Source organism: Terriglobales bacterium (assembly GCA_035624455.1).
Taxonomy (GTDB): domain Bacteria; phylum Acidobacteriota; class Terriglobia; order Terriglobales; family Acidobacteriaceae; genus DASPRM01.
Map to the genome: position 1 here is coordinate 1 of DASPRM010000092.1, position 18,251 is coordinate 18,251.

Below are 18,251 nucleotides of genomic sequence, written 5' to 3' on the forward strand. Positions count from 1 at the left end.
TCCCGAATACCGGCGGGAGATGATAAGGTTGTTCGCCAAGCGAGCGGTGCTGGCCGCGGCGAAGAACTGAGCGGGCGAGTTATTATCATTTTTCGGTGTCATCCTGAGCGGAGTGCCGGGCTTCTTTTCGACCCGCATCGCATGCGTGTCGCAGGCACGGAGTCGAAGGACCGTGCGTTATTGTGCTTTGACGGGCGTCGAGCCTGTGAAAAACATGCACAGAAAGTCACTCGTCGCACTGATAGTGGGCTGCTTCATCCTCTGTCTTCCTGGCAATGCCCAGCAGAAGAAAACCAAGCCTGTCGAGGCGCCGGCTTCGCCCTGTGTAGCAGAAAACGAGACGGTATATCGGCCGGACACTAACGGAGTTGTTGCGCCTGAGCCCATCGAGATGAACGAAAAACATGCGCCCAGGTTGGCCAAAGGTTATGTGAGGGTGGAATTTCTCGTAGGTTCTCAAGGCAAAGTGTGTGAAGTGCGTATTCTCGACGCCTCGAATCCCGCCGCCGGCCAGAAGATGGCCGACTACATTCAAAAATATTGGACATTCAAGCCTGGTACCTTCCATGGCAAGCCGGTACCAGTGAGGATGACCGCCAGTTTCGACGAATCCCGTTAGCGCTGGTGTAGGATCGCGATCTGGCCACTGACGGCCAACATGATTACAGACTGCCACGTCCACATCGCACCGGTTGAGATGTTTAAACCCGCGGCACTCGAGTTGATGAAAAAGAAGCGGCCGAATTTCGCCTCTATCGTCGAATACTGCCGCTCGCCAAAATCCTTTCTTCATCACCTCGACGACGCTGGAGTCGATCGCGCCATGCTTATCAATTATGTGGCGCCGGAAATCATTGGATTCACGGCTGGCGTCAATCAATGGGTGGTCGATTACTGCAAGCACAATCCGTCGCGGCTACTGGCCTGCGGCAGCCTGCATCCGCGGCATAGCACCAACATCATGGCCGATGTGGAGCAGCTGGTTCGGCTGGGAGTGCGCCTGATTAAGATTCATCCACCACATCAACTTCTGTTCCCAAATGGCTATTTGCATGGGGTAAAGGAGCTGGAAATCATCTACCGGGCAGCCGAGGCGAACGGTATTCCGGTGATGTTCCACACCGGGACATCCATCTTTCCGGGCGCACGCAACAAATATGGCGATCCCATCCACATCGATGACGTCGCAGTGGACTTTCCGCGGCTTCGGATTCTGCTGGCGCACGGCGGTCGACCCCTGTGGATGAATACCGCATTTTTTCTGATACGGCGGCATGCGCACGTCTATCTCGATATCAGCAGCATCCCGCCGCAGGCTCTGCTGAAGTATTTTCCGCGGCTGGAGGAAATTGCTCAGAAAACGCTGTTCGGCAGCGACTGGCCTGGTCCGGGTGTACCGGAAATAAAAGGAAACATCGAAGCCTTTCGCGCTTTGCCGCTCAGTGAGACCGCCAAGGAGCAGATCCTAAGCCAGACCGCGCTCAGCCTGTGGCCGGCATGATCGCCCTCAGCAGTTTCTGGCGTCACTCTCCCAGCAAGGGCGGAACATAAAGGGGTCGGAATCGAGTGAGACTTGGATTCACAGCGAATTCACCAAAGTCAAATCAAATGAGAGATAAAATTCGCAGCCTCAGGAGGCATTCATGGAGCGCGCAACTGGTATTGGAGGCATCTTTTTCAAGTGCGATGATCCCGAAAAAATGTATCAGTGGTACGAGAAGCACCTTGGGCTGAAGCGAGTTGGTGGAGCAGTCGGGTTCGAATGGCGTCACAAGGATGAGGACAAACCAGGAATGACCGTCTGGAGCCTGTTTCCGCGAACCTCTACCTATTTCGATCCCAGCCAGGCAAACTTCATGATCAATTACTGCGTGGAAAACCTGGACGCGCTGTTAGAGAGGCTGCGCGCGGAAGGCGTGGAAATCGATCCCAAACGCGAGGACCATGAGTACGGTCGATTCGCCTGGATTATGGATCCCGAAGGCAACCGCATCGAATTGTGGGAACCGCCGAAGACCCAGGCAATGTGAGTTTCCCGCCCTGTCGCTCCAAAAACCGGGAGCGACAAGGGCAGGCCACCCAATCTGCAAAAATCTCACGAAAAGGTTGCTGCAGCCCTATTTTCCCTTTGCCGCCCCCGCGTTGCCGTTCATCAGTTCATCGGCCAGGGCGGCAGCGCCGTAAATCTTCCGCAGTGCCTCCTGGATCGCTCGAGCATCCACATGAATGGATCGCGCTTGCTTGTCGCTGTAGGCAAACCGCCATGCCAGGGACTGGATGTTGCCATCAAAGATAATGCCGACTACTTCGCCATCTCTGTTGATCACCGGGCTGCCGGAATTGCCTCCGATAATGTCGGGCGTGGCGACAATATTGAAGGGGGCTTCTAAATCCAGCTTGGACTTGTTCTTCATCCAGCTTTCCGGCAATTGGTACGGATCCTTATTTCCATGTTCCGCAGCATGTTCGTAGGCTCCGCCCATGGTGGTGAAGTAGGGAAGATGTTTTCCGTTTTCTTCGTACCCGCGCACCGCACCGTAGCTCAAGCGCAGCGTGAAGGTGGCATCTGGCGGCACATTCAGTCCGCCTTGAGCAAATCGGGCCTTGGCCAGGATGCCGCCATCCCGTTTCTCCACGGCGTCCACCTGATCGTCATATTGCTTGCGGACTTTGCGGGCCTCGGGATCGATCATGCGCATCAGCACGATCAGTGGGTCTTTGCTGGCTTCGATCGCCGTCTGTCCGCCGTTATAGAGCTGCTTACGATAAGCAACGTCATCGAGTTTAGTGCCTGGGATCAGCTCGTCAGCTCGCTGCGCGGGCGTCTTGCCATTGAGGACTTTGCGCACCAGATCGGCATCTTCCTTTACCAGGCTCTGCATTTCCTGTAGCGACTCCGTCAAAATGGCGGTCTCCAGCGTTTTATAAATGGGTGCGGTGGAGAAGAGGTCCTGCTCGACGGAGGAAAGATTCGATTCCCGATACTCGCGAAGCCGCTCGCCATTGGGCTTGGTTTTTTCGGCCGCAAGGCGTACCAGGTCGCGGGCATAGCCGCACAGATTTCCACGGAAGCCCGCGCGCCGTTCAAAGTAAAACAGCGGGAAGAAAATCTGCCGCTGTACTTGCATGGCATTTTCAATCTCTCCCCAGGGATTTCCGAATTCCGCGCTCTTCTTGGGATCAGCCGCGACATCGTCCCTAAGCTTTTTCTCTTCTTCCTGCTTGCTTGCCAGAAGGCTGGGATCGTTAAGTCCGTCGTTGTAGCCAGTGATGGCCTTGAGGCTGTTTTCCAAGCTAAAGATGCCTTCCTGGGCGATGCGGGCATTCTCCGGTGATTTCGCGGCGAAGTCTTTCAGCCAGGCAATCCGCCGCTTGAGCGATGCCAGCTGCCACGGATACTGCATGTCTTTAAGAAACTTCAACTGCGCCACGGTAAGCAGGCGGCCGGTGGATCCGGGGTTTCCCGAGACAAGAACCAGATCGCCTTCCTTAACGCCGGTTCGCGTCCAGCGAAGATAGTCTTTCAACTGCGCCGGTTTGTCGTTCTCGTAAACACGAAAGAAGGTGATATCCAGGTCGTAGCGCGGATAGTTGAAATTGTCGGGATCGCCGCCAAAAAATGCGGCGTCGAACTCGGGCGCGAATACCAGACGCACGTCTGTGTACTTCTTGTACTTATAGAGCTGGTACATGCCACCGGAGTAGAAAGTGACGACATCACAACGCAAACCGGTGCTGGTGTTGCAGTCACGCTCGATCGCAGCCATGGCAGAACGCATCGCCGCGCCTGCCTGCGCGGAATTCATTTCCTTGGTTACGGCAGAATTGACTTTGTCGGTCACGTCCTCGATACCCACCAACTGGTTGAGCTCGAGATTGGGACACTTTGCTTCCTGGGCCCGAGTGGGGGCATAGAAGCCGGTTTTCATGTAGTCCTGGCCGCTCTTGGAGAGGTCCTGAATACATTCAGCTCCCACGTGGTGATTGGTGAATGTGAGGCCATCGGCAGAAACAAAGGAGCCCGATCCACCGTTGTTGAATCGCACCGAGGACAAACGTACGTGATCCAGCCAAGTTTGCGCAGGTTCGAAACCGTAAGCCGTCTTCACCTTGGCTTTGGGAAAAGCGTTGAACAGCCACATGCCTTCGTCCGCGGCTGCCCTGGGGAGCAGCGCGGCGAATAGGACAGCAAGTAAGCAGAGAGCTAAGTACCGCGATCTGGGAGATTGCATGAGGGCTCCAGGCCCATTCCCTTATCGGGTCCGGGCGAATAGTCAAACGTTTCAATATACGGATTGCCTGCGCTCTCGGGCAATGATTAAGGTGGCAGGCGCTTGTGATCCGGCGCAGGCCCGCCTTGGAAAAGCCAGCTCCTTTCGGGTATAAAAGAGGGTTGGCCGGGCCGGAGCGGAGCTACGGTTTCGGATCTATTCGCATCTCAACCTTAAAGACTCAATCGAGGCGCTTATGTCCACCAGCATGGTAGCCAGCAAGGGTTTGGAAGGTGTCGTTGCGGCGCACTCCAGCATTTGCTTTATCGATGGGGATCGGGGTGTTCTCGCCTACCGTGGATACGACATTCACGAACTCGCCGATCATTCCACCTTCGAAGAGGTCTGTCACCTGCTTTGGTATGGACGCTTGCCTAACCAACAGGAACTGGAGAACCTCGCTATCAGCCTGTGGCGGGAAAGCAAACTGGACGCAGCCATTATCAGCCTTCTGCGGCAGGTTCCGAAGCACGCGCTGCCCATGGACGTGCTGCGGACCACGGTTTCCGCGCTGGCCTATTACGAACCGGAGGAGAAAGCCGGCGATCACGAGGCCAATGTCCGCAAAGCCATTCGATTGACAGCGCAGATCTCGATGATCGTGGCTTACTACGATCGCATTCGCAAAGGGCTGCCCCTGGTTGAGCCGGACCGTTACCTCAATCACGCCGGCAATTTCCTGTACATGCTTACCGGCAATCGCCCATCTGCGACGGCCTCGCGTGCCCTGGATGTGGCTCTGATCCTGCATGCCGACCATGAATTGAACGCCTCCACCTTTGCCGCCCGGGTGACCGCGGCTACCCTCTCCGACATGCATTCCGCCGTGACATCAGCGATTGGAGCCCTCAAGGGGCCATTGCACGGAGGCGCCAACGAAACCGTGTTCCAGATGCTTGAAGGTATCGATCAGGCTGGAGCTGACCCGGTTGAATACGTAAAGGGCATGCTGGCGCAGAAAAAGAAGGTTCCTGGCTTCGGTCATCGCGTCTATCACACCGAGGATCCTCGTGCCACGCACCTTCGCCGAATGTCCCAAGATCTAGGCAAGTCGGCCGGCGAGACCAAGTGGTTTGAGTTCTCTTACAAGATCGAGGAATTTATCCGCAGCGATAAGAAGCTGAACGCCAACGTAGACTTCTACTCGGCATCTACCTACCACACTTTGGGAATTGACCTCGATCTGTTTACGCCTATCTTCGCGGTTTCGCGCATCTCGGGGTGGACTGCGCACGTCATCGAGCAGCTTGACGATAACCGGCTAATTCGCCCCCGGGCGGAGTACGGGGGACCGCTTTATCCGCAGCACTACGTGCCCATCGGCCAGCGCAAGTAGGTCGAGGGATTGGCTGTCTAGCTTCGCGCGGGAAAGCTCTGAAAGGGCGCGGCTTCAGCCGCGCCATATCCCCCTGATTCAGAATTCTCATCCTCGCCATCACATCCGTCATCTCTTGAAGCAAGGGATAGAATCGTATACAGATGCGCCGAGCCTATATCGACAATAACGCGACCACGCCGGTCCTCCTGCCGGTGTTGGAGGCGATGCAGCCGTATTTTCTTGAGCAGTTTGGCAACGCCTCATCCATCCATCACCATGGGCAGCACACGCGGGCAGCGGTAGAGCAGGCGCGGGAATCGATTGCTGAGTTGCTGGGCGCGCGGCCGCCAGAGGTCGTATTTACCAGCGGGGGTACCGAAGCTGACAACCTGGCGCTTTTTGGACTGGTTCGTCCTGGCGATCACCTGATCACTTCGCAGGTCGAGCACCACGCAGTGCTCAATTCTGCCAAGCGTCTGGAAGCGATGGGATGCGAAGTCACATACCTGCCGGTGGACGGCGGAGGGCTGATCGACCTCGAAAAGCTGCGGCGGTCGGTGCGTTCCAATACGCGCCTGATCTCGATTATTTTCGCCAACAATGAAACTGGCGTAACTCAACCTGTAGTCGAGATTGGCCGCATTGCCGCGGACGCCGACGTGTACTTCCACACCGACGCGGTACAGGCAGCCGGCAAGGTTCCGATCAATGTGCAAGACATCGGCTGCGACCTGCTCTCCCTCTCCGGCCACAAGATCCATGCCCCGCAGGGCGTCGGGGTCCTCTATGTGCGCAAGGGGACGCTTCTGCAGCCCATGCTCTATGGAGGGCGCCACGAGCGCTCTCGGCGTGCTGGCACGGAGAATGTTCCGGGAATCGTCGCTCTCGGCAAGGCGGCGGAACTGGCGCGTCTGGGTTTCACCGACGGCAGCGTCGAGCGAATTCGCCAGCTCCGGGATCGCATAGAAACCACGATTCTGGCAGAGATCGATCAAGTCGGGGTGAATGGAGGCGGCGCGCCCCGGGTGCCTAATACGACCAACATCTACTTCGATTGTATTGAGGGCGAGGCGTTGGTGATCGCTCTGGACCTGAAGGGCGTGGCCGTCTCAACTGGGGCTGCCTGCTCCTCCGGCGCCATTGAGCCGTCTCATGTTCTGACAGCTATGGGACTCGCGCCTGAGCGGGCGCGTGCCAGCCTGCGCTTCAGCCTGGGCAAGCAGAATACTTCGGCTGACGTCGATCTGCTGCTGTCCATCCTGCCTGAAACCGTAGCCCGCCTGCGTGAACTTTCCCCGGTTTACAATGGAAAAGAGGCGGTAAGAAGCTAACAGGGCGCTTTTGGGGTGTCCCGGTTTTTCCTACTTCGCAGATCACCCGATCCTAATTCGACGATGACTCCAGGTAGCACTATCGCGGTTGCCATGTCGGGCGGTGTCGATTCCTCGGCCGTCGCCGCCATGCTCCGTTCCGAGGGACACGAGGTAATTGGGCTGACCATGCAACTCTGGAACCAGCGGCGCCTGGCGGGCCAGAACGGTATGCCGGAGGCCGTCCACGGCCGTTGCTGTTCGCTGGATGACGTTTACGACGCGCGGCGTGTAGCCGAGAAGTTGGGGATCCCCTACTACGTGGTCAATCAGGAGCAGCGCTTCGAGAGCGACGTAGTGCGTCCTTTTGTGCAGGAGTATCTGTCCGGGAGAACGCCGATCCCCTGCAGCCTTTGCAACAATCATTTGAAGTTCGACCAGTTGCTGATCACTGCGCGGCAGATTGGCGCGGAACGCCTGGCAACAGGGCACTATGCGCGCGTGGAGTACGATTCCGACCGTGACCGCTGGCTGCTGAAGCGTCCCGCTGACTCGGCCCGTGATCAGACCTACTTCCTGTTTGGTCTCACCCAGGAGCAACTGAGCCGCACGCTTTTCCCACTCGGTCACCTGCAGAAGGCCGAGGTCCGCGAAATCGCGCGTTCCCACGGCTTGGCCCTGGCCGACAAGCCCGACTCGCAGGAGATCTGCTTCGTCCCCGGGGGCGACTACAAGCAGTTCATCGACGCCTACCTGGCCGAACAAAGTGAGGCACTGCCCGACACCTCGGGTGAACTGGTTACTACCACCGGCGAAGTGCTAGGGACCCATCCGGGCATTCACAACTTCACGGTTGGGCAGCGCAAGGGGCTGGGAATAGCGGCAGGATTTCCGCTCTATGTCCTTGGGATCAACGGAAACAAGCGCCAGGTGGTAGTCGGAGAGGATCGTGGTCTCTGGTCAACTACGCTGCGCGCCATTCGTGTGAATTGGATCGCCCCGACGAATGGTGAGCTGCAGCACCCGCTACGTGTTACCGCCAAAATCCGCAACCGCCACCAGCCTGCCGCTGCAACAGTAGAGGCTATTTCAGACGAAGAGGTGTTGGTTACGTTTGACGAGCCGCAGCGGGCCATCACACCCGGTCAGGCGGTGGTTTTCTATCAGGATGACGTAGTGGTCGGCGGCGGCTGGATTACGTGAGGCATCCTGAACTGTGAAAGTGTAGCCGCGCGACCGTGGAGATTCTGCAGGGCTGAAGCCCGGATCCATTGGGCTTTTCAAAGCAGGCCTGAAGGGCTGGTCCACCCCTGGTGAATAGATCTTAGCGAGCTAGTGAAGCGCGTTCTAGTGTTCTGCGCCCAACGTCACACAAACAGTTCGTCCTGCTGGGTGGCGCCGTTGCGCGAGCGCCGCGAGCGTCCCAGGAACACTCCGATTCCGGTGGAGACGGCTTGCAGAATAGCTGAGAGCTGACGCACAGGCGCATTCACAGTGGTTTGCACTGTCTCGCTCGCTGTTTCCACCTTGTCAAAAGTCCGCGACACGAAATCATCAGCCCGCACTACCTGCCGCCGGGTGCGGTCCATGATGTCGGACAGCGTGCTATCGAGCTTCTCCGCCTGAACTTTCAGCAAAGTGCTGCTTTCGGCGACGTTGGTGACCAGCATCTCCACGCGCGGACGTGTGTGCTCCACCAGCGCCTGGACGTTGTCGAGAGTAGGGCCGATGCGACGTTGTACGTCGTTGGCCAGGATTTCCATGCGTTTTCCGGTCTTGCGTAAGGAGATCAGAATCGCCAGCAACACAATAATCTGCATGCCGACAGCGATTCCGACTTCAATCAGAAGGATAGTAAATCGGCTTTCCATCTTTCTTCCGGACCTGCTTTCCCCTCGGGCGCGCGTTCCGCGACTAGGTTCCTTCTCCGGTTGCGGTCGCGTCCTTGTAGGCTTGTCTGCCGGCGTCGTAGGCGGTTTTCAGTTGGTCCTTTTGCTGCTGCACAAAATCCTTGCCCCGATCCACCCACTGGTTGGCCTGTTGCCGCGCATCCCGCGCTTTTCGAGCCACCCGATCGCGCTGCTCCTCGGCGCGATCGCGCACCATCTGACGCGTTTCTTCACCGGAACGAGGAGCATAGAGAATCCCGATCGCAGCTCCGATGCCGAGCCCTGCCAGGAACCAACCAAAACCATTGCCGTTATCCGCCATCTCGACCTCCTTGGATGCCCAAACTGGGCGATGTTAGCATCCGCATTCCGGAATTACAAACCAGCAAGCGAGGGCTGTGCTCTCTACAGTGCTATTGTGAAACAGCACCCTCGGCCTATGGCTTGCGGGTTGGCCGCAGCAAAATCTCGCTCGCAAACGACTGCGGCGCCTGAGTGACCAGCATCGCGACTACGTGAGCTACATCGCTGGGTTGCAGCATTTTTGCCGTATCTTTCCCTTCGTGAGGGCTTAGTTCTGTGTGAACGGACCCCGGGCAGACCACAGCCACGCGGATATTGTGTCCTCGCAGCTCCTCCGCGACCGAATAGCTCAATCCATTCAGCCCCCATTTGGATGCGGCATAGGCGGCGCCGTTTGGCAGCGCGTTCTTGCCCGCCAACGATGAGATGTTGATGATGTCTCCCTGCCCGGCGGAGATCATCCCCGGTACGAATGCCCGCATGCAGTAGTAAGGTCCGCGCAGGTTGGTATTGATCACCGCATCCCATTGTTCAGGAGGAAGCAGGTGCAAAGGCCTGGAAAAACTGCCGATTCCGGCGTTGTTCACCAGGATGGTGACGTCCCCATGAGTTTCCGCAACACGTTTCTGCAGTGCTTCGACTGAGCCGCAATCGCTGACATCACAGGGAACGGCCTCACAGATTCCGCCGCTTTCCTGGATGCGGCGGGCGGTGGTCTGGAGTGGCTTGGCGGTGCGGCCAACGATGACAGTTGTGGCTCCCAGAGTCGCCAGTTTCGCCGCAATGGCAGCTCCGATACCTCTGCCTCCACCGGTGACCACTGCTACTCGTTCTCGCAGTGCGAGTGTTCCGGGGTTTTCGTTCATAGCCAGCAATTTCCGTGGAAGTCCGAAATGAGGTGACGATCGCGGTAGCCATTATCTGGCAACGAACTTGCTTTCCGCCAGCAACCAAGATGGCGTCGATGCCGGGGAGGTTGGCCACCGCTCTCTACCAGCTTGCCTTAGTGGAATCAGCCCCATATAATCCTGCCTCCGCACCTATTGCTGTCGCTTTCTGGCGGGATCGGAGCAGGCGGAATGTTGTGCCGTGTCCGGGTCCGCTTCTGGGTGGCGGTTGCCATGTCAGGCAAGTGCTCGCGGTTCTATTTGCGTCTTGCCGGCCCGTAACAGATACTTCCCTGATCTGAGGAGCTCTTGATGAAGAAGTCGCTAGTGACGCTGATGGTCGCGTTCGCAATTGCCGTCTGGGGTGAACCCTTTCCTCCACAGGCTGCAGCACCCGCCCAGGGTACGCCTGCGCAAGGCGCGCCTGCGCAGAAAAAGGAAATCAAGGATCCGGCGGAATACAACGCCTACATGGCGGCCATTCAGGCGCCGGACAACAACCAGAGGGCAAGTGCGCTGGAGGCCTTTGTCACCCAGTATCCGCGCAGCGTCATGAAGGAAGACGCCCTGGAACTGTTGATGCGCACCTATCAGCAGTTGAACAATGGCCCCAAGACAGCCGATGCCGCGCAGCGTGTGCTCCAGGTGAATCCCAACAACGTCACGGCGCTCGCGATATTGTCCTATACCGATCGCATCCAGGCGCAAAGTGTTGGCGGACCCAATGCCGCGCAATTGTTGGCCGATGCCAGCCGATATGGCCAGACCGGTCTGCAGGCGCTGCAGACTTATACCAAACCCGAGAACCTGTCCGATGCCGATTTCGCCAAGCTGAAGGATCAGCTGGCCGGAATCTTCAATGCTTCCGTTGGGATCAACGCTCTTCAGACCAAAGACTATCCCACCGCGCAAAAGGCGCTTTCTGCTGCCGCGCAGGCTAACCCCAACGACTTTAGCATTGTTTACCCCCTGGCCCTGGCGCAATTGCAGGCGCCGCAGCCTGATTACATCAACGGTCTGTGGAGCGCTGCCCGTGCCGCTACCATCGCACCCACTCCTCAGTTGAAACAGCAGATCACCGAGTACGGGCGCCGCATGTACATCAAATACCATGGCGGTGACGATGGCTGGACGGACGTGCTGGCCGCAGCCCAGGCCAGTCCCGCACCGCCTGCGAACTTCGCTATCAAGCCCGCTCCCACCCCTGCCGAACAGGCTGACAAGCTGCTGGGCAGCAAGCCGGTCGACCAGATGTCCTTTGACGAGTTCCAACTCATCTTGACCTCGGGGAATCAGGCTGCCGCGGACAAGCTGTGGACTCAGATCAAGGACAAGCCTCTGGCCATCGAAGGCAAGCTAGTCAGTGCGACTCCCACCAAGCTGATGATTGCCGGCAGCTATGACGACATCCAGGCCAACCCTCCGGTCGCGGACATTGAATTGACAATGACCGCCACCATTCCCACGCGGCTGATGCCGAAGGAAGGCACGACGATACAGTTCCAGGGAAATCCAACGACCTGGGACCCCAAGCCGTTCCTGGTGCATATGGAGAAAGGGGTATTGCTGACGAAGGCAGCGCCAACCCCGACGCCGTCCCATAAGCCACCAGCTCGACGAACTCCGAGTCATTAATCAGAGCAGGAATAGACAAGAAAAAAGCAGCCGCAATCGGGGCTGCTTTTTATTTTTGCGGTAAGAATTTTTGCTTGCTTGCCGAAGGTGGCCCGCTAACGCACCATTTTTTTCTCGGCTGCGATTGGCGGACGTGCGCTGCGCGGCGGCCGTTTGGCGCCATCACGCAGCGCCCGGACATCTACTTTCAATTCATCCACGGTTCGGCTGAGGGTGTTGCGATGCATTCCCAATTCGCGCGCGGCCTTGCACTGATTGCCGTTGTTCTCCTGCAGTACTGCGATAATGAAGCGTTTTTTGAATTCCCGCACCGCTTCCGAATAAAGAATGCCGCCTTTGTACATCTGCATGACTAGAGCTTCCAGCTGATCTTTCACGGCGCCTCTCTTTTTCTCGAAATCTTGTGGGGGCTTCCCGTCGCGCGCTGGCTTGTGCGCACGGCGAGTGGCTGCGCTATTTGTTTACGCCTGCTCCTGGGGTTTCGGTCACATTAGACCCATTGCCTACAGTTGCCTGATGCTTAATTGTCTGCAGCAGGTCGATTCCTTCTTTCACCCGGTTGCGAACATCCACCGGAGTCAACCAAGTTGCGGCTCGCCCCACTGCCAGCAAATAGGGCGCTATTGCTGAGCGTGCCAGCATCCGGGAACCTGGATAAAATGCCGCTACTGCCAGCACAAATACGATGACCCACAACAGTCCGCGCAAAACCCCAAAGGCCGCGCCCAAAATTCTATCTACCCAGCGCAGACCGGCTTCGCGCATTCCCCGACTCGCGATCCTTCCGAGTATCCCGGAAAGAACCAGGATCGCAAGAAAGATGAGCAGGAACCCGGCAAGTTCGGCGAGCCACCGCTGTTTGACGAAGCTCGAGAACCACTTCGCTGTTATCGGGTATTCCCAGGCGGCCACTAGAAATCCCACAATCGTGCCTGCCAGGGAAAATACCGACTCAAAAAAACCTTGCGCCGCCGCTTGGATGATTGACAGCACTACGGCCGCCAGGATCAACCAATCTGCGATGTTCATTCTCTTCCTGTTGCTCGAACCTTGCGCTGGATACCAGTGTCCGGAGCACCCGTTAACAGTCCAGTTCTTTTCCTGTCAGCCGTTTGTATGCTTCCAGGTACTTCTCACTCGTCCTGGCGACTACATCGGCGCTGAGCGCCGGCGCCGGAGGAGTTTTGTCCCAGCCGATTCTTTCCAGGTAGTCACGCACGTACTGCTTGTCGAAGGAGTCCTGCGCTCGGCCGGGCGCATATTGCGCAGCCGGCCAGAAGCGCGAAGAATCCGGCGTCAGCACTTCATCCGCGAGGACAATTCCCCCTGGCGTCTTGCCAAATTCAAACTTGGTATCGGCAATGATGATCCCTCGGGACGATGCATAATCGGCAGCCTTCTGGTAAATCTTCAGGCTCAGTTCCCGCAGCTGCGCGCTCAATCTCGGACCCACCAGCTTCTTCATTTCCGAGAAAGGGATGTTCTCGTCATGACCGCTCATGGCTTTAGTCGCAGGAGTGAAAATTGGTTCCGGCAACTTGTCGGATTCCTGCAAACCCTTCGGCAAGGGGATCTCGCACACGCTCCCCTTCGCTTTGTACTCTTTCCATCCCGAACCCGAAAGATACCCTCGCACCACACATTCCACCGGCACCATCTCCGCGTGCATCACAAGCATGGAACGGCCGCGAATTTGCTCACCGTACTGCCTGAGAGTGACGGGATACTCTTGCACGTCTGCGGTCACGACATGATTCGAGACGATGTCGCCGAGAAACTCGAACCAGAACAGCGACAGCTGAGTGAGTACTTTGCCTTTACCTGGGATTCCCGATGCCAGTACGTAATCGAAGGCCGAAATGCGGTCCGTGGCTACAAACAGCAGATGCTCGTTGTCAACCCGATACAGGTCCCTGACCTTACCGCTGGCGTACAGTTCCAACTCGGGAAAGTCCGTTTGCAACATCACGTCTTGAACGATGGGAGCATTCACCGGTGGAACTCTGACGAAAGGGTCGTCGCGTATTCTAGTCGTCGGCCCTATTTTGTCAACGCCGTGGAACTCAAACTGTGGAAGCGATGTCACGCACAAATAATGGATTCCAGTTGACAACTGTCCACCTCAAGCGAAAGCCGCTGCAGCAGCCATGTTTCAGCTTGTGGACGAGTGAGGATTTTCCTGAGGGGCAGTCGACTGCAGGGCGCACGCGTGATCACGAGTCGCAATTTTTTGCAACTCAACAGCACGGCGGAGACGGATGACTAGGCAGTCATGGCCTGAGTTTTTTCGAGTCCGCTAAATCGCACCGAGACCAGCTTGGAAACCCCGGGTTCCTGCATGGTCACGCCATAGAGTACCGGCGCGATCCCCATGGTCTTCTTGCTATGGGTGATGATCACGAATTGGGTGTTCAGGCTCATCTCGCGCACCATGTCGGTGAAGCGGCCGATGTTGGCTTCGTCCAGTGGCGCATCCACTTCGTCCAGAATGCAGAAGGGACTCGGCTGGAATTGGAAGATCCCGACCAGCAAGGCAAGAGCGGTGAGTGCTTTCTCTCCGCCGGAAAGCAGCAGCACATTCTGCAGCTTCTTGCCGGGAGGTGAAGCGATGACATCGATGCCGCTCTCCATACTGTTGTCTTCATCGGTGAGACGCATGAATGCCGAGCCGCCACCAAACAACTTGTGGAAACTCGCCTCAAAGTTCTGATTGATTTTCGCAAATGCCTCTTCGAATTTCTCTCGTGATACCTGCTCGATTTCCTTGATGGTTTTCTGCGTGTTTTCAATCGAGTCGAACAGGTCTGTACGTTGAGCGGCGAGGAAGGTGTGCCGCTCAGTGGTCTCCTTAAATTCCTCCAAAGCCATCATATTGACCGGGCCCATGTTCTCCAGACGCGTCCGCATCTCGCGATGGGCTTCGTCTTCCGTAGCCAACTGCTCGCCCGTAACCACGACCAGGCTCTGGTCGGCCAGCAGTTCAGCGGGTGCGACTCCAAGCTCATTGACGGAGGCCTCTGACAGATGCAAGGCATCTGATTCCAGTTTTGCGGCATGTGCGGCCACTTCGCCGCGTTGATCCCGGACTCGGTCCAACGCTTCGCGAGCGGCCTTCAGCTGGTTCTCGATTTCCCCCAGGCGATCACGCATCGCGGTGGACTCGCTCTCTAACTCCACCCCCCGCAGCTCAGCCTGCTCACGCTCCGCCGTCAGAGTTATCAGTTGCTCGCCCAGGGCGACGTTTTCTTCTTCGCGCTGTTGTTTCTCCGCTGTTGCCGATTCGTTCTGTGCCCGCAAACCCTCCAGGCGCACAGCAACTTCCTGGATCAATGACTCCACGCGCTCCAGCGTGACCGCGGCCCCGCGCTGACGCTCCTCCAGCCCTGCCACTCGCGCCATCATTTGCGATGCGTTGTGAAGCGCGGCATCTCGCGAAGTTCTCAAGACTGAGAGGCTCTCTTGCGCAGCTGCAATCTGTCGCTCCAGGCCGGCCCGCTGCTGGTCTCGTTCTTGCAACTCGCTCCGGCGAGCCGCAACGAGTTCGCTCAGTTCTTCTCTGAATGCCGCAACTTGCCCCATCTCCCGCTCGCATAGGGTCGCGCGCTCGCGGCTGCGGGCCACTTCGCTGTCCAGTTGCTGAAGCATGTGCCCCGAGGTCATGGCCTGCTGCTCAGCCTCGCGTCGTTCAGTCTCCAACCGGTCCAGCAGGGAAGTCAGTTCAGTAATTTCGCGGGCCACGCTTCCTGCCAGGCGCTCCTGCTCGCGTAAGGCGTTCTCCAATCCGGCAGCCTGCTTCAATACTTCGCGCAATTCGCGCTTCATGGCCAGGGGTCCTTCGGAACGCTGTTTGCCGCCGGTTACAGTCACGTTATGGAAACACTCGCCGCTGCCGGCGAGGAAAAAGGCATCCGGATTTTCCAGTGCCAGCTCGCGAGCGATCTCAGCTGTGGGCGCCAGATAACCGTCGCGCAGCTTGGGAAGGATCACCTCAAGAGACTTGCCGAAGCCATTCAGCACGCGAATGCAATTCTTCAGCGGAACCACGCTGTCGCGCTGGGGCGATTGGCGGCCATTCTCGTCGACGGAGAAGGAGAACTTCGCCTGCGAATCTTCAGGATGGACCAGGAAGGTCGCGCGTCCGTCCACATCGGTGCGCAACAATTCCAATCCCTGGTCTGCCGTCGCCCACGACTTCACCACGATGTAGTTCAGTTCGTCGCGCAAGAAATCGTCTACCACGTGCTCATAGCGGTCTTCTACTTCCAAGAAATCCGCGAGCACACCTGCCGGGGCAAAGCCGCGGTCGACCGCACCCGACTGAAACAGCCTTCGCACGGATTCGGTTGAATACCCGTGCTCAGCAATCACCGCCTCCAGGGAAGCTTTCTTGCCAAGCGCAGTCGCATATTCTGCGCGCAGCCCATCCAGGCGGCGTTTGCACTCGGCTTCTTCGGCCCGATTTTCGGCAATTCCCGACCGCGTGTTTTCAATGTGCCTGACCAAAGCTTTCACGCGCTCTGCCGACGACTCAAATTCGAAGGCAATCTGCCCGCGTTTCCCTCCAAAAGCTTCGATCTGGGAGGCTGCAACGGCCATTTCACGTTGCAAGCGTTCGGATTCGCGCTCATAGCCCACCATCCGCTCGGTGGCTTGAGTGACTTCATTACGGATGGCGGATGCATCCGACACAAGTTGCATCACTGCAATTCGATTCTGTTCCTGCTGACGTTCGACTTCGGCCAGCGTTTCGGCAGCCCGCCGGACTTCGTCCTGGCACTGCGCCGCCTCCTGCTGCGCTATGGCTACTTCGGCAGCCAGGGTGGCGAAAATTTGCCGATTGGATTCGCGCTCGTTTTCCAGTTCAGAGAGACGGGCGCTTGCTAGCGACATGTCACGTGCTGCCGCTTCGCTGCGAGCCGCCAGTTCTGCGCAGCGCTCCTCATTGATTCGTTGCCGGGAAAAGGCACGGTCCACTTCGCGCGTGATCGCCGCCAGGCGTTCACGGAGACCGCGTGACTCTTCCTCGATGTCGTAACTGCGTTGCCTACCTACGCTCTGTTCATTCTCCAGTTGGGTCGCAGCTTCGCTACGGGTGCGGATTTCCTCATTCAGTGCGGCAAGCTCTGCCTGAAGCTCTGACCGCTGGTTCTCCAAGGATGTCCACTTGCTGGCCAGCACGAGCCGCAGCTTGGCCCGCATTTCTTCCCGCAGCTTGGCATAGCGCTCGGCCTTGGCGGCCTGGCGCTTCAAGGAATTCATCTGCCGCGTCACTTCTTCGAAGATGTCGTTCAGGCGCGACAGGTTCAGCCTGGCCTCCTCCAGGCGCGCTTCCGCCAGACGCTTCTTGGTTTTGAATTTGGTGATGCCGGCAGCTTCTTCGATGATGGCGCGCCGGTCGGTGGGCTTGCTGCTCAGAATCTGCCCGATGCGCCCCTGCTCGATAATCGCGTAAGTTTCGGGACCCAGACCGGTGCCCATGAAGATGTCCTGGATATCGCGCAAGCGGCACAGCTTGCCATTCAGCAAATATTCGCTGTCTCCCGAGCGAAACAAGCGCCGCGTCACTACGATCTCGCCTTTTCTGAATGTGACGCGATTGAACTTACGCCGCCGAATCTTGAGCACCACGTGGGGTTGCGCGGCCGTTGCGCCGCTACCGTCGGTTTCGGTCAGGGTTTGGGGAGCATCTGCGACAGGAGCTGGGGTCGCGGGATCGGAGCGCAAATCATCCGAAGTGTGAGTCAGCGATTCGCCTGCTGCCGATAGCTGATCAGTTGCGCCCTCCATCGTGACAGGATCGGTTTGCCCGGGCCTGACCTCATCAATGTATTCTTCGGCTTCCTGTTCCTCCTTCGCGCGCATCGCAGCTTCGTCCCAGTCGTCCTGCGGCATTTCATTGACAATTTCAATCTCCGGCTCGACGACGTTACCGCTCTCGTACACATCCGGGTCGATCAGCGTCAGCGACACCTCGGCCATGCCCAGTGGCTTGCGGTCGCGCGTCCCGGCGAAAATTACGTCTTCCATGCGGCTGCCGCGCAGTGTCTTGGCTGACTGCTCGCCAAGAACCCAGGTGATGGCGTCGGCAATGTTGGACTTTCCGCACCCATTGGGGCCAACAATGGCGGCAATCCCATCGCCATGAAATTTCAGCTCGGTGCGGTCACAAAAGGATTTAAAGCCGAGAATCTGCAGCTTTTTCAGTTTCAGCAACGCTGACTCCTTCTACGTTCGGACCCGTTGCCCGCTAAGGGGTCAAAGCCGGTTCGCTTTGCATAATCCGCTATGAATGGACGTAGAGCCGTGCCTTTCAAGAGTGACTCCTTGCCGATTCCCATAAATCTAGTCATCGGGGAAGCCGGAGTCAACACAATAAACCCTATATCTTGGGGCCTTCCTGTGGAAACCACCTGATATTGAACCCCTTATGCGAAAGCCATGAGTTTGAAGAGTTCCAAGCCGTTATTCACCACCGCCTGTTTGCTGCACGCCATCAGGATGTTTCTCCAGTAACAGGGGAGGCACCTTAGCCAACGCCGCTATGCATGGGCTCGCAGACACACGGGATACACAATTTTGATGAGGAAAAACCAAGAGGAGGGAGAACCGCCAGAGCTAGTTTGAGCTTAGCGTGGACT

General features: G+C 57.6%; 15 protein-coding genes. 7 read left to right on the plus strand and 8 right to left on the minus strand.

Features of this window, described 5'->3' with window-relative positions; translation table 11 throughout:
* Positions 1-214: 214 nt before the first annotated feature.
* The 3 genes from VEG30_09750 (at position 215) to VEG30_09760 (ending at position 2,030) form a co-directional block, all read left to right on the plus strand.
* The gene (locus tag VEG30_09750; GenBank protein ID HXZ80202.1) at positions 215-619 is read left to right on the plus strand and encodes an energy transducer TonB; all 405 of its coding nucleotides are present in this window, start codon (positions 215-217) and stop codon (positions 617-619) included.
* 39 nt (positions 620-658) lie between these two features.
* The gene (locus VEG30_09755) at positions 659-1,501 is read left to right on the plus strand and encodes an amidohydrolase family protein (protein HXZ80203.1); all 843 of its coding nucleotides are present in this window, start codon (positions 659-661) and stop codon (positions 1,499-1,501) included.
* A gap of 142 nt (positions 1,502-1,643) precedes the next feature.
* Positions 1,644-2,030: a VOC family protein gene (locus VEG30_09760; GenBank protein HXZ80204.1), complete on the plus strand. Its 387-nt coding sequence runs from the start codon at positions 1,644-1,646 to the stop codon at positions 2,028-2,030.
* Between the two features lie 87 nt (positions 2,031-2,117).
* On the opposite strand, the gene VEG30_09765 is transcribed toward VEG30_09760, so the two are convergent.
* Positions 2,118-4,232, minus strand: coding sequence for a S46 family peptidase (locus VEG30_09765; protein ID HXZ80205.1), 2,115 nt, complete (start codon positions 4,230-4,232; stop codon positions 2,118-2,120).
* 235 nt (positions 4,233-4,467) lie between these two features.
* Here VEG30_09765 and VEG30_09770 point away from each other — a divergent pair, with 235 nt between their 5' ends.
* From VEG30_09770 to mnmA, 3 genes are all read left to right on the plus strand, one after another.
* Complete coding sequence (locus tag VEG30_09770) at positions 4,468-5,607, plus strand: citrate synthase (protein HXZ80206.1); 1,140 nt, start codon at positions 4,468-4,470, stop codon at positions 5,605-5,607.
* Positions 5,608-5,750: 143 nt separating this feature from the next.
* Entirely contained in the window at positions 5,751-6,920 is a 1,170-nt protein-coding gene (locus VEG30_09775; protein HXZ80207.1) for a cysteine desulfurase family protein, read from the plus strand.
* A 63-nt stretch (positions 6,921-6,983) separates the two neighbouring features.
* Positions 6,984-8,102, plus strand: coding sequence for a tRNA 2-thiouridine(34) synthase MnmA (gene mnmA / locus VEG30_09780; GenBank protein ID HXZ80208.1), 1,119 nt, complete (start codon positions 6,984-6,986; stop codon positions 8,100-8,102).
* 164 nt (positions 8,103-8,266) lie between these two features.
* Here mnmA and VEG30_09785 read toward each other — a convergent pair whose 3' ends face one another.
* From VEG30_09785 to VEG30_09795, 3 genes are all read right to left on the minus strand, one after another.
* Complete coding sequence (locus tag VEG30_09785) at positions 8,267-8,770, minus strand: hypothetical protein (protein ID HXZ80209.1); 504 nt, start codon at positions 8,768-8,770, stop codon at positions 8,267-8,269.
* 43 nt (positions 8,771-8,813) lie between these two features.
* Entirely contained in the window at positions 8,814-9,110 is a 297-nt protein-coding gene (locus tag VEG30_09790) for a YtxH domain-containing protein (GenBank protein ID HXZ80210.1), read from the minus strand.
* A 115-nt stretch (positions 9,111-9,225) separates the two neighbouring features.
* Entirely contained in the window at positions 9,226-9,957 is a 732-nt protein-coding gene (locus tag VEG30_09795; protein ID HXZ80211.1) for an SDR family NAD(P)-dependent oxidoreductase, read from the minus strand.
* Between the two features lie 333 nt (positions 9,958-10,290).
* Here VEG30_09795 and VEG30_09800 point away from each other — a divergent pair, with 333 nt between their 5' ends.
* Complete coding sequence (locus VEG30_09800) at positions 10,291-11,613, plus strand: hypothetical protein (protein ID HXZ80212.1); 1,323 nt, start codon at positions 10,291-10,293, stop codon at positions 11,611-11,613.
* A gap of 95 nt (positions 11,614-11,708) precedes the next feature.
* Here the strand turns inward: VEG30_09800 and VEG30_09805 are convergent, their stop codons facing one another.
* The 4 genes from VEG30_09805 to smc form a co-directional block, all read right to left on the minus strand.
* Complete coding sequence (locus VEG30_09805; protein ID HXZ80213.1) at positions 11,709-11,990, minus strand: helix-turn-helix domain-containing protein; 282 nt, start codon at positions 11,988-11,990, stop codon at positions 11,709-11,711.
* Between the two features lie 76 nt (positions 11,991-12,066).
* The gene (locus VEG30_09810) at positions 12,067-12,642 is read right to left on the minus strand and encodes a CvpA family protein (GenBank protein ID HXZ80214.1); all 576 of its coding nucleotides are present in this window, start codon (positions 12,640-12,642) and stop codon (positions 12,067-12,069) included.
* A gap of 52 nt (positions 12,643-12,694) precedes the next feature.
* Entirely contained in the window at positions 12,695-13,606 is a 912-nt protein-coding gene (locus VEG30_09815; GenBank protein HXZ80215.1) for a phosphoribosylaminoimidazolesuccinocarboxamide synthase, read from the minus strand.
* A gap of 269 nt (positions 13,607-13,875) precedes the next feature.
* Positions 13,876-17,826 carry a chromosome segregation protein SMC gene (gene smc / locus VEG30_09820; GenBank protein HXZ80216.1) on the minus strand — a complete coding sequence of 1,317 codons (3,951 nt, stop codon included), beginning with the start codon at positions 17,824-17,826 and terminating at the stop codon, positions 13,876-13,878.
* Positions 17,827-18,251 lie beyond the last annotated feature (425 nt).